Source organism: Rossellomorea sedimentorum (assembly GCF_046237645.1).
Classification (GTDB): domain Bacteria; phylum Bacillota; class Bacilli; order Bacillales; family Bacillaceae_B; genus Rossellomorea; species Rossellomorea sedimentorum.
Window position 1 is genome coordinate 702,482 of the sequence record NZ_CP143546.1, and the last position, 11,920, is coordinate 714,401.

Sequence of the window (11,920 nt, forward strand, 5' to 3'; positions counted from 1 at the left end):
TTCAGGGGTAGGTTGAGGTTTATTTGGGAGGTTAAGTTTAGGGGCAATACAGTAATTGTTAATTGACGCTGAAAGTTGTTGATAGGCATTGAAGTTAAGAAGGGGATAAAACTTCAAAAACGGATGATCGAAAGCCAGAATCTCCTGCTGGAGGCTACAGTACAAAAAAGGTGCCTAGTACAAAGCAGCCATTTGTACCACGCACTTTTTGGGAAAATCTTTAATGATATACAGACGGGACATTGTGTGGATTTTCCTCCTTTAGGGAGATGTGCAGATCCAGGTTTTTATTTATCGCCGCAAAAAAGACTTCATTTGTATCGTGAATTCCTTTTGATTTCAGCTGCTGTTTCAGCCAATTGTCGTTAACGTTATATTGACGAAGGACATTTTGATAAATAGTGCCCTCCATGATGACAGGGACGGAAATTCCTTTTGAAGGTTGTATGATTCCAAGGTCACCAGCTGTTGCCGTTTGTTTCTGTGTTTTTTTATAAATGCTGAGCGCACCGCTTGATTCAATGATGCCCGTTTCTACGTCATTGATATCAAAGACATCTTTTTCACGGAGCATTTGAAGTACATTGTCAACGGAATATTGAATTTGTTTTAGATTTTTCCTAAGCAGTTTTCCGTTTTGAATGACGACGGTTGGTTCGAACGTCAGCAGCCTGCCGATTTTCCTGTTGGCAATTTTTAATTTAGAAACGGATTTTTGCAGAATGCCTATGGCAATGATGGCGGCGACGGTTGGAAGATGCTGGACTTTTGGCTCAGCAATATCGGCACCGACTACCGACCCAAGAGTCAAGATGATAAGAAAATCAAAGATAGGCAGTTCGCCAATCGCCCGTTTGCCCATATAAATTGTGATAAATAAAAGAAGGGGCAGAATGGTGATGACCCTGAAGAAAACAGCCAGAATTTCTTTTAGTGCTTCAAACATTTGCTCAACCTCCCTGACCATTTCATTCTGATAAAGCTAATTTTTCCCAAGGAGGAATAATTATACGGTCGGGGAATGGGCTTAAAGGATTTCCCCCATTTTCGCGGCTTCTTCTAATATTTCATCAAATATTTCGCCAAATGATTTTCCGCTTTCTTTTGCATGCTGCAATGTTCCATTTTTATACCATTCTTCTCCAATCCTGACACCTTCCGGACAGTCCACTCTCCATGGAGTGATGATCCGCTCAGTGTCATGACCCCTGCGGAGGATAAAATCTGTTTTTAGAACGAGTTGAACGATTTCCAGTTCTTTGATGGGGCCGGTTACATGAATATTCTTGCCGGAAATATAGTCATTTCCTTTAATGAGGTTGGTGGCGCCGGCGAGGCCATCCCCCGCGGCAAAGTGAATGTTTTTAATGCTGGACATGACGATGGCTCCAAAGCATAACGCGCAAGGTTCCATGGTAGAGTAAATGCTGTATTTCTTTCTGTTTGTATTGGTTTCAAGGTTATTGATTTGTAAGATAGCGTTGATCTCTGCATGAGCAATCTTGTTGTCACAGACCTGTCTTTCTTCGTGCGCTTGCTCATATACTTTGTTTCTGCCGGTGGCAATGACTTCTCCATTTTCATCCGTAATCGCCGCCCCGATGGGAAAGGAACCGCTGCAATACGATATCCAAGCCTGTTCAAAACATTTTTTCCATGCCCTAGGTAAACTATTCCACACTCATATCACACTCCAGATTCTGGTGAATATTCCTCTATTATATAAAAGAGATTTCAAACGTGATAGTTAAAATCAGGAAGTTGCTGAAGAAATTCGCAAAGTGAGTAAAACCAATCTGTGCCCGCATAATTCCAGCATTATTAGTCATCCTAAATTTATAAAAGGCAGTTTAAAGGAGGAAGCGTTTTGGATCAAAATTTAGCGTATTTACGGGAAGTACTTTCGAATTATACAGAAGAAAATGAAATGATGATGGGAATTTACCAGAAGATCGAGCATGGACATTATCCGTCGGAAGGTGCTTTTGTAAAAGGATTAAGCGAGGAGGAAATCCGTTCCCTTGAGAATATCCTGGATAATGAAATCAATCATGCGAATGATGCAGGAGACCTTGAACGCGGTTATCAGTTGAATGGGGTTTACGAGCTATTGTATTGAAGTGGGTATGGCAAAGTTAATTTCATTTTTAAAATAGCATCAGAGTAAAAGAACCTTCTGCCAGTTTTTTTAAGGCAGAAGGTTCTTTTTACATATTTCAATTCCCGGGTGCTTGTGCTATTATTTAGTAATCCGAAATATTATTAAGATGAAAGAATAATCTCCCTTGGAGGGGATTGTTTTTTATTTTGTAAAACGGTGTATTCGTATAGATTGTTGCTATCGGAAAAATCCACAGGGCCGGATTTTCCCCTCGGGTAAAAGGGCTTATCTAACTAGCTCTTTTCTTTCTTATTTACCGGGATAATTTGTATGAAATATAGCTATATCTCTTGAACTTAATATAAATAGCAACAAAGCTTTAGAAAAAAGCCTTGTAAAAAAAGGCCTGAAACATGGCCGTGACAGGAGGTACTAATAATGAAAGAAACACTATGGTCCAAATCATTCATCATGCTGATGATTGGGAACTTGTTTGTGTTCATGTCCTTTCAAATGCTGATTCCCACTTTGCCTCCATATATTAAATCCCTCGGAGCCTCTGGCTTGGAAATAGGGCTTGTGACAACATTGTTTTCAATTGGCGCTGTATTGAGCAGGCCATTCATCGGCTATATGCTTGAATATAAGTCGAGGAAGCCGCTGGTGATAATCGGGGCGGTTTCCCTGCTTTTAATCACTGCGATTTACCCGCTTTCACAGATTGTTGTCATTTTCCTGTTATTCCGTTTTATACACGGTCTTGCCTGGGGATGGTCCACGACGGTGAATGGTACGGCGGCTGTGGATGTCGTGCCTAATTCAAGACTTGGTGAGGGGATGGGGTATTATGGATTATCCATTACAATCGGCATGATTATTGCGCCGAGCTTGGGAATCTTTCTATTCCAGGTCACATCTTTTTCAAACCTGATAATAATATCGGCTGCGTTGGGAGTCATTGCTCTTGTACTGCTCAGCATTGTTCATTACCAAACACCGCAGGCGGTCAGTGAAACTAGGAAAGAAGACCTGAAATTCTCTTATTTTGGTTCACTTGTGGAAAAGTCGAGCATTTACCCGGCGATCATTACCGTTATTGCTACTTTCGGATACGGATCCATTGTGACGTTTATTGTGATCTTTGGGGAAGAACGCGGTATTGATCAGATATTCCTCTTCTATTTATTTAATGCAATAATGGCTTCACTTTCACGTCCCTTTGCCGGAAAGTGGTTTGATGAGAAAGGGCCGATTGGGTTGGTGCTTTTCTGTACGGCTGTTACGTTTGTCGGTATGTGGGTCCTGTCCTTTGCGCACTCAAATCTCTTAATCATCATTGCGGGCGTGTTGTTCGGGGTTGGATTCGGCTCATTGATCCCGACTCTGCAGTCATGGGTGCTCTCCAAAACTCCTTCAAACCGAAGAGGGGTGGCGAATGGAATGTTCTTTTCTTCCATTGACCTTGGAATCGGTTTGAGCGGTCTTGTATTTGGCGTCCTGGCCCAGTTTGTCGGAACGGGAACACTATTTCAGATATCTAGTGCCTTCCTGCTGATCGCCATGATTCTTACTATTAAAGAAGCGAGAGGAAAGAAACTGCATCAGCAAACACAAATATCACCTTCAGCATAAGGAAAAGGGACAGTCTTCAGTGCTTTAAAGCACCTTAGGGGACAGTCCCTTTTTGCGCTTTAAAGCACTAAAAGGGACTGTCCCTCTTCGCGCTTTAAAGCGGCAAAGAGTGCGTTGTTCTTGATGTTTAGGTGTGTATAAGCGTAAGGTGTTGGGAAGGTGGTATTTTGCTGGTGCCGTTGAATCGACGGCACCGACATACAGTCACCCCTATACAATCCTCGCAGACTAAATCAAACACATTAATTCCATGCCTATTAGTAGAGCAGGCAACGGTGATCATCTGCTTGATAAAGTGAAATAGAATGGAAAACTGAACGGAGGAAACAGAATGGATTTTGAACGAAATCTTGATAAATATGCTGAACTTGCTGTAAAAGCCGCTATTAATATTCAAAAGGGACAATTTTTATGGATTTCTGCACCAACAGGATCAGAACAACTGGTCAGGAAAATCGTAAAGCAGGCATACCTGGCTGGAGCAGGGGAGGTACATGTGCAATGGTTTGATGAAGAGGTGAAAAGGACTCATTATGAGCTTGCTCCTGATTCTGCCTTTGAACAATTCCCGAAATGGCTTGCGGCTGCTTTTGACTCTGTCGGTGAAAAAGAAGGAGCATTCTTGCAGGTGGAGGCAGATGATCCTGATTTGTTAAGAGGGATCCCACCAGAAAGATTACTGACATATGAAAAAGCAAGGGGAAATGCACTTGAGAGTTTTTATGATGCAATTGAAACAGACCGTATCAGCTGGTCCATCATTGCGATGCCATCACAAAAGTGGGCAGATAAAGTTTTCCCGGAAATGCCTGAGTCTGAAAGGGTCCCCGCTTTATGGAACACCATTTTTGAGGCGGTCAGAATTAATGAAGAGGAACCGGTAAATGAATGGCGACAACATATTGAGGCTTTACAGGCCAAGGCCTCAAAGTTGAATGAAAAACACTTCTGGAAGCTGCATTACTCGGCGCCGGGAACCGATTTAACCATTGAATTGCCGGAAAAGCATTTGTGGCTGACTGGAAGTTCGACCAATAAAGCAGGGACGACCTTCATTGCCAATATGCCAACTGAAGAAGTATATACCGTCCCGCTTAAAAGTGGGGTGGAAGGTTACGTGTCCAGCACGAAGCCATTGGCCTATCAGGGAAATGTCATTGACAAATTCAAGCTTACATTCAGAGAGGGGAAAATCATCAAGGCTGAGGCGGAAACAGGGCAGGAGCTACTGGAAAAAATCCTTGAAACGGATGAAGGAGCCAGATACTTGGGGGAAGTAGCACTAGTGCCGCATAACTCTCCCATATCGGATACGGGTATCCTGTTTTTTAACACATTATTTGATGAGAATGCATCCAACCATTTGGCGATTGGTTCCTCTTATCCCACTTGCTTTGAGGGAGGCCGGGAACTCTCTGAGGAGGAGAAAAAAGCTGCTGGGCTGAATGACAGCATTGTACATGAGGACTTTATGATTGGCTCTAATGAAATGGACATAGATGGAATCTATAAAGATGGAAGCAAAGAAGCAGTTTTTAGAAAAGGGAATTGGGCGTTTTAGAAAAAAGCGAAGGGTGCTCCCTTTGCTTTTTTTGAATGGATTTAGAGGCAAAAGTGATAAAATTCATGTTTAGCTCTAAGTATTCAGGGAATTCAAATAATGAAGATATCTTTTTAGGAGGGATAAAAGTGAGCAAGACAATTGTTGGCGGAGTGTTTCGGAACGAAGAGGAAGCGGTTCGTGCCATTAATGCTCTACATGATTTAGGTTACTCCAAAGAAGACATTTCCATTTTTGCAAAAGATAATGATGACATTAAAGACATTGAGCATCAAACAGGAAGCCATGTAACAGAAAGCGAAAGCGGCAGAGGCAAGAATGCTGGTAAAGGCTTTGGTATCGGTGCCGGTACCGGCGGGGTTCTCGGTGGTATCGCAGGTATCATTGCTGAAATCGGCTTATTGACAATCCCTGGTGTCGGTGTATTGGCAGCCGCAGGTCCATTGGCAACAGCATTGAGCGGTGCAGCAATTGGTGCCGGTGGTGGCGGACTTGTTGGAGCCCTGACAGGAGCAGGGATTCCTGAAGAACACGCCAAAGAATATGAGGATCATCTAAATAAAGGTCATATTGTCGTACTCGTTGAAGCGGATGAAGATCGAAGAGACCGAGTATATGGCCACTTCTCAGAAAATAATTCCTTGAATACCCACACGTATCCAGAAGGTGTGCATGTAAACAATACTGGCCGTACAAACCTGTAAGGCATCAGGAAAAACCCCGGCAATGCCGGGGTTTTTCCTGATGCCAATAAGAAATGAACATCGAATCGCTGCCGCTCTTCGTGAATCCTTTATCTCAACGCGGGGCTGGTACAGTCCGTACGCCGCTGAGCGGGGCACTTCCGCTTTTTATGAATCCAGCTCCATTGCCCCAACGGCTATCGTACTGCCCATCCCCTCCTTTGCGATAAGTCATCTAGTTCATTTCCCCGCTTAATTTCAAAGAAGTTCCTAGAAAAAGCCGGCTTCTGGGCTTTTTCGTAATCAAGGATGTTACATACAAAGTTGACTCATAATCCTAGGGAAATGAACATCGAATCGCTAACGCTCTTCGTGATTCCTTTATCTCAATTCGGGGCTGGTACAGTCCGTACGCCGCTGAGCGGGGCACTTCCGCTTTTTATTTAATAAACATCTGAGTCCAATATATGCCTCTTCCGCCGTCTTCGGCATATCCGACACCGATATGTGTAACTTGTTGGTTCATGATGTTTTTGCGGTGTCCAGGGCTTTCCATCCAAGCCTTAACAACCTCTTTTGGTGTTTCCTGGCCTGCTGCAATGTTTTCGGCTGCTGTACTATAGTCAATGCCGAAGTTTTCCATCATTTCAAATGGAGATCCGTAAGTTGGTGATGTGTGAGAGAAATAATTTTTATTAACCATATCCTCTGACTTGATGCGTGCTACATTAGAAAGCTCTGCATGCGGCTTCAATGCCGGCAAGCCATTTTTCTTTCGTTCACCGTTGGTTAAGTCGATTACCTGCTGTACATATTCATCCATATTGCCAGCTTCGGCATTTTGGTTTTGTTCATTTTTATCAGCCGGCTGCTGAGGAGTTTCAGGTTCTTGAGCAGTTTGACCTTGTCCATTATACTGATTTCCCTGTCCGGCAAATTGTCTTAGATTTTGTCCGCCGTTCCTAGGATCCACTGGAACTGTAAAGCGTTGTGTGAAAAGGTTTCTGCCTTGGCGCTGTACAGAGGGATCTTCAAGGTTGCGGTTTGTGCGTGCTGCGCCATTCCCATTATTATTCATGTTAGGGTTTTCGCCGGTAAAGCTTACAGGATCATAATTTACATCCTGTGGATTTGCGAGTTCATTATCTCCGTTCCCGTTACAAGCTGTCAAAATCATCAGCGGTGCCAGTGCGCATATGAAAAAAGACTTCATTTTTATCTTCATTGTAATAACCTCCTTTATTAGGTCTGTTGACCATTTATTAATATGCTCCTTTGCAGGATTTTTTAAAGAGGTAAAAACTGCATTCTGTCAACTGAATCAGTCTTTTGTTTACATACAATAATGTGTTTTTTTTATACATTTTTATTACGTATGCAAAGTGTTCGATTGCTTTGTTTTAAGTGTTACAAAAAGTGGTTAATTATAACTATTGTATTTTTATTCATATTTTTTATAATTTTCCACGAAATGATAATTGAAGGGGGATTATGAAATGGCGTTAAATCAAAAGGTGGCTGCGGGAGTACTAAGTGTCAGCCTGCTGGCATCAGTGCCTTTTTCAGTGATGGCAAATCAAGGAAAAGACAGCACAGGCATTTCATTCAGCCAAGAAGAGAATACGTCGGGAAGTTTATTCAACAGTGAGAGCTATAATTTTGTTAAATATTCAGAGATTAAAAGTCAGCTGGAAAAAATCGAGAAGGAAAGCAATCGTATAACCCTGGAAGTCAAAGGGAAGTCCGCTGCGGGCCATGACATGTTTGTTGTCACGATTTCAGACCCGAGTGCAAGCGGGAAATATTCACATTTTCAGGCATTGCGAAAGCAAATGTTTAAAAACCCTGGGAAAGCACAGGACTGGATTGATAAAAACCCGGATTTTAAAGTCCCGGTGATGATTAATGCTTCCATCCATGGGACCGAATATGTTGGCACGGATGCGGCATTACAACTGATTGAGAGAATGGCATTCAAAAATGATTCGGAAACGAAATCCATCTTAGAAAACAATATTATCATTGTAAATGTGGTCGCCAATCCGGATGGACGTTTTGACGGAACTCGATTCAATGGAAATGGAATCGATCTTAACCGGGACTTCATTACACAATCACAGCCCGAAACAGAACTTGCCGTCGAATTGATGACAGAGTGGAATCCAATGGTGCTTCTTGATCTGCATGGATACGTAAAGGGGTATGGGGGAGCCGGCAAACCCGGTCTGATAGAACCTTGTACACCGCCTCATAATCCGAATTATGAATACGATCTGTTTGAAAAGTGGGCATTAGATCAGGCTGAAGCCATGGAAGCTGAAATTGTATCTGGAAGCAGCAGTGAATTTAAAGGAGCCCTTTATGAAAATATGACGGGTACATATATCCCTTACCGTGATGATACTGCTGGATGGGACGATTATCCTCCGATATTCACCCCTATGTACGCAATGTATCATGGTGCTTATGGCCATACTTTAGAAGCGCCTACCAATGATGAGGACGGGGTGAAATGGACGTACGATGCAGTAATGGGAGCGTTGAAGTTTGCTACTGAAAATCGTACGGAAATGATCAAGGATCAGATTGAAATGTTCAAACGGGGGATAGACTTTGATCACCCAACTCATGACGAAGGTTTTTTCCCTGAAAGTTATATATTGCCAGTAGACCAAACAGACCCAACAGCAACAGAAAAAGCGGTGGAACATCTTCTGAAAAATGATATTGAGGTTGAAGAAGTGAAGCAGTCATTCACGGCTGAAGGCAATGAATATCCTGCGGGAACCTATATTGTCAAAATGGATCAGGCAAAAGCGGGACTGGCCAATACGATGTTATGGGATGGGGAAGATATTTCTGAGGACACAACGGCCATGTACGACATTTCTGCGTGGAGCCTGCCTGAATTATGGGGATTTGAAGCTGTTCCGGTCGATAAACAACTCCAGGCAGCATCCGTTAAAGTCAATAAGGTGAATGCTCAAGGCGGATTGAAAGGAAAAGGACCTTATGCTATTCCAAATTCCTCTGTAAAAGCTGTGAAGCTGGTGAACGAACTCCTCCAGCATAACATTGAAGTCTACCGTGGAGAAGCCGGGAATTTCTATGTGAATGCTCAGCCGGGAGCTCAACTTAAAAAGCTCGTGGCGGAATCAGGATTGACATTGGAAACTGCAAAGCTGCCAAAGGAATATAAAACCGTAGATGATGTAAAGGTGGCCATTTTAAAGGATGGCGGGATGAATAAGCAGCAATCCCATGCCGGAACGAAATTGGCCCTTTCCAGGTTAGGGTTTGATGTGACCGAATTGTCCCCGCAAGAAGTCGCGGAAGAGGGACTGGGGAGTTACGATGTTTTCGTATACAGCGGAACCAATGCCTTAATCTCGACATCAGGCGAACAAGATAGGGACGGTAATAAAGAATTTGTCCTGAAAGACTCTGCACAATTCGAAAGCTTTAAATCAAACGTTGCCGGGTTTGTTGAAAGCGGTGGTAAATATATCTCTGTAGGCGCCCTTTCGGCTTCTGCAACCAAAACGCTGGGGCTTACAGATGTAACCGTCAATAGAGGAGCCAGCAACAGTAATGGGATTGTAAAAGTGGACTATAGAGATTCCTTTATTGCAGATGGGTACAAGAAGAATGATATTGGCTTTGTGTACCGACCGGCTTGGTTCACCGGCTTAAACGGCCAGGAAGTACTGGCTTCTTACGGAAATAGTGAAGATTTCTTTGTGGCAGGGTTCTGGAGAGGTGAGTCCAAACTGAATGCCAAAGGCCAGCCAGTCATTGTAAAAGAACAGGATAAAGATGTAACGCTTATCGGATTGGAACCAGGTTTCCGCGATCATACGGACTACCTGTTCCGCCTCCTGTCCAATACTATTTATCAATAACACAAAAGCCTTACGGGAATCCCGTAAGGCTTTTGCTGTTTAGGGGTCATAAGCACCTCTGTGGATAACTAATGATCTGTTATTCGTGTCCAGTTTCCAAGTCTCTGTTCAGCTTTTTGGCTAATGTTAAGATGACCCGTTTCAACGAGTTTTCTGTTTGAATTTCAGAAAAATCAATTCCCAATTGAATTGCGGTCATCGCTACTTCAGGACGGATACCTGTTAGTATCGTCTGCACACCTATTAAAGCGAGGGATTCAATCAGATGGAAAATCTGCTGAGCGACCATAGTATCGACCATGACCACTCCTGACAGGTCGATGATCAAATAGGAAATCCCTGCCTCTGTACTTTGCTGTAAAGTGGTTTCCAGTATACTCTTTGCCCTGGTGGTGTCTATATCCCCGATAATGGGAAGAAGACCAACATTATCAGTGAGTGTAATGACGGGGGCACTCAATTCATTGATCAAATTAGACTGTGAGGACAATCTGTCCAGAAGAATATTCAGAAAGTTGTTGGTAAAGGTTTCCATAACATAATCAAATGCAATGTTCATCTTTTGAACCCAGTCCATCAAGTCCTTGATCGTGACCTGGTGCTCAGTCTGCTCAGCGAACCTTTCAACATAATTCAGCATCAGTCTGCGGAAATGCCCCCCGTTTCTTGTCACTTCTGAAAGGGAAGTGTCCGAGTTGGCCCGCTGGGAAGCAGTCTGTTTTGTCCAATCCGAAATGGCTTTTTTCATTTCCTGTTCATTTCGGAATAGAGATTCGGCCATAAGCTTAAAATATTTGCCGTTCTGCTCTTTTATCTTTTCTTGAATTTCAGGAGGGGCATCGAGCGAGTAGTGAGAGCCAGTACGGATTTCCTGACATTTCAACCACTCCTGGGTAAACGAAGGGGTATGTTCTATCAAATAATCGTATAATGCTTTTGTTTTTATGTCCATAATAGCTCCTTGGTATTTTAATGTCTGTTTATTATTTTCGGAAAAAGAGTCACTAAAGTCAATGAAGAAGGCGGGGAAATAAAAAAATGCCTCTGAATTGGTTGGGGAATGTCTGATTTCCGACTTTTTAATGGGCAGGAGGCTTTAGCACTTTAAAGCGTGAAGAGGGACTGTCCCTCTTCATGCTTTAAAGCAATAAAGTGTTGCTTCTTCCATAGGCTATCCATTAAAATTGTACCTACATAACTTTAAAGGAATTTATTGGAGATGGCGTGAATGGAAAAACAAATGGAGATCAGATATGACATTATGGAGGTTTGTCTTCTCGCGGGGAAAATCATGCTTCAGAGCGGTGCGGAAACCTACCGGGTGGAAGATACAATGATGAGGATCGCTGCCTCATTTGGAATAACAGAATCGCACAGTTATGTAACGCCTACAGGTATCATCTTTTCCATAGAAACCTCGGAACCGACTAAAACCAAGCTGATCAGGATTTCGGAGAGGACAACGGATCTGAAAAAAGTGACCGTTGTCAACAGCATCAGCAGAAGGATCAGCAGCGGGGAGCTTTCCATCGATGAAGCGTATACGTTATTGGAAGAGGCTGATGCAGCTACCATGCCGTTTCCTTTCTATATTCAGATTCTTGCTGCTGCCATTGCCAGCGGCTGTTTTCTTATCATGTTTCAGGGAAGCTGGCATGATTTTATTCCAGCGGTTTTCACAGGCGGAATCGGCTTTTTGAGTTTAATCTATTTTCATAAAGTGGTACCAATTAAATTTTTTGCCGAGTTCCTGGCTTCCTTTACCATTGGCCTTCTTTCCTACGGATTTGTTTTAAGCGGTTTAGGATTGGAACTGGATAAAATCATTATCGGCTCGGTCATGCCCCTTGTACCGGGTCTGCTCATCACCAACGCGGTCCGGGATTTAATGGCGGGACATCTTGTGTCAGGCTTATCGAAGGGAGCAGAAGCATTTCTGACGGCTTTTGCCATAGGATCGGGTATTGCGATTGTGTTTACTTTTGTGTAAAGATTTTCTTTCTTAAGGGATCACCATTAATATTTCCTGCTTGGGGTGAGA

The 11,920-nt window shown here is 43.0% G+C and carries 11 protein-coding genes; 7 read left to right on the top strand and 4 right to left on the bottom strand.

Features of this window, described 5'->3' with window-relative positions; genetic code table 11:
• Positions 1-220: 220 nt before the first annotated feature.
• Complete coding sequence (locus tag V1502_RS03450) at positions 221-946, bottom strand: DUF421 domain-containing protein (protein ID WP_409252999.1); 726 nt, start codon at positions 944-946, stop codon at positions 221-223.
• Positions 947-1,027: 81 nt separating this feature from the next.
• Positions 1,028-1,681 carry a nucleoside deaminase gene (locus tag V1502_RS03455; RefSeq protein ID WP_409253000.1) on the bottom strand — a complete coding sequence of 218 codons (654 nt, stop codon included), beginning with the start codon at positions 1,679-1,681 and terminating at the stop codon, positions 1,028-1,030.
• Positions 1,682-1,867: 186 nt separating this feature from the next.
• Between V1502_RS03455 and V1502_RS03460 the strand changes: the two genes are divergently transcribed.
• From V1502_RS03460 to V1502_RS03480, 5 genes are all read left to right on the top strand, one after another.
• Positions 1,868-2,119 carry a sigma-G-dependent sporulation-specific acid-soluble spore protein CsgA gene (locus V1502_RS03460; RefSeq protein WP_409253001.1) on the top strand — a complete coding sequence of 84 codons (252 nt, stop codon included), beginning with the start codon at positions 1,868-1,870 and terminating at the stop codon, positions 2,117-2,119.
• Positions 2,120-2,539: 420 nt separating this feature from the next.
• Positions 2,540-3,733: an MFS transporter gene (locus V1502_RS03465; RefSeq protein ID WP_409253002.1), complete on the top strand. Its 1,194-nt coding sequence runs from the start codon at positions 2,540-2,542 to the stop codon at positions 3,731-3,733.
• A gap of 331 nt (positions 3,734-4,064) precedes the next feature.
• Positions 4,065-5,294 carry an aminopeptidase gene (locus V1502_RS03470; RefSeq protein WP_409253003.1) on the top strand — a complete coding sequence of 410 codons (1,230 nt, stop codon included), beginning with the start codon at positions 4,065-4,067 and terminating at the stop codon, positions 5,292-5,294.
• 128 nt (positions 5,295-5,422) lie between these two features.
• Positions 5,423-5,998 carry a general stress protein gene (locus V1502_RS03475; protein ID WP_409253004.1) on the top strand — a complete coding sequence of 192 codons (576 nt, stop codon included), beginning with the start codon at positions 5,423-5,425 and terminating at the stop codon, positions 5,996-5,998.
• A gap of 40 nt (positions 5,999-6,038) precedes the next feature.
• On the top strand, positions 6,039-6,233 hold the full coding sequence (locus tag V1502_RS03480) for a hypothetical protein (RefSeq protein ID WP_409253005.1): 195 nt from the start codon (positions 6,039-6,041) through the stop codon (positions 6,231-6,233).
• 183 nt (positions 6,234-6,416) lie between these two features.
• On the opposite strand, the gene V1502_RS03485 is transcribed toward V1502_RS03480, so the two are convergent.
• Complete coding sequence (locus tag V1502_RS03485) at positions 6,417-7,202, bottom strand: CAP domain-containing protein (RefSeq protein WP_409253006.1); 786 nt, start codon at positions 7,200-7,202, stop codon at positions 6,417-6,419.
• Between the two features lie 271 nt (positions 7,203-7,473).
• Here V1502_RS03485 and V1502_RS03490 point away from each other — a divergent pair, with 271 nt between their 5' ends.
• Complete coding sequence (locus V1502_RS03490; protein ID WP_409253007.1) at positions 7,474-9,879, top strand: M14 family zinc carboxypeptidase; 2,406 nt, start codon at positions 7,474-7,476, stop codon at positions 9,877-9,879.
• Positions 9,880-9,958: 79 nt separating this feature from the next.
• On the opposite strand, the gene V1502_RS03495 is transcribed toward V1502_RS03490, so the two are convergent.
• Complete coding sequence (locus tag V1502_RS03495; protein ID WP_409253008.1) at positions 9,959-10,831, bottom strand: STAS domain-containing protein; 873 nt, start codon at positions 10,829-10,831, stop codon at positions 9,959-9,961.
• Between the two features lie 276 nt (positions 10,832-11,107).
• On the opposite strand from V1502_RS03495, the gene V1502_RS03500 reads away from it, so the two are divergent.
• The gene (locus V1502_RS03500; protein WP_409253009.1) at positions 11,108-11,869 is read left to right on the top strand and encodes a threonine/serine exporter family protein; all 762 of its coding nucleotides are present in this window, start codon (positions 11,108-11,110) and stop codon (positions 11,867-11,869) included.
• The last annotated feature ends 51 nt before the right edge of the window (positions 11,870-11,920 follow it).

Coding starts and splice junctions, on each gene's coding strand:
- V1502_RS03450 (WP_409252999.1), bottom strand. CDS start 946: ATGTTTGAAGCACTAAAAGAAATTCTGGCTGTTTTCTTCAGGGTCATC.
- V1502_RS03465 (WP_409253002.1), top strand. CDS start 2,540: ATGAAAGAAACACTATGGTCCAAATCATTCATCATGCTGATGATTGGG.
- V1502_RS03470 (WP_409253003.1), top strand. CDS start 4,065: ATGGATTTTGAACGAAATCTTGATAAATATGCTGAACTTGCTGTAAAA.
- V1502_RS03480 (WP_409253005.1), top strand. CDS start 6,039: ATGCCAATAAGAAATGAACATCGAATCGCTGCCGCTCTTCGTGAATCC.
- V1502_RS03485 (WP_409253006.1), bottom strand. CDS start 7,202: ATGAAGATAAAAATGAAGTCTTTTTTCATATGCGCACTGGCACCGCTG.
- V1502_RS03490 (WP_409253007.1), top strand. CDS start 7,474: ATGGCGTTAAATCAAAAGGTGGCTGCGGGAGTACTAAGTGTCAGCCTG.
- V1502_RS03495 (WP_409253008.1), bottom strand. CDS start 10,831: ATGGACATAAAAACAAAAGCATTATACGATTATTTGATAGAACATACC.
- V1502_RS03500 (WP_409253009.1), top strand. CDS start 11,108: ATGGAAAAACAAATGGAGATCAGATATGACATTATGGAGGTTTGTCTT.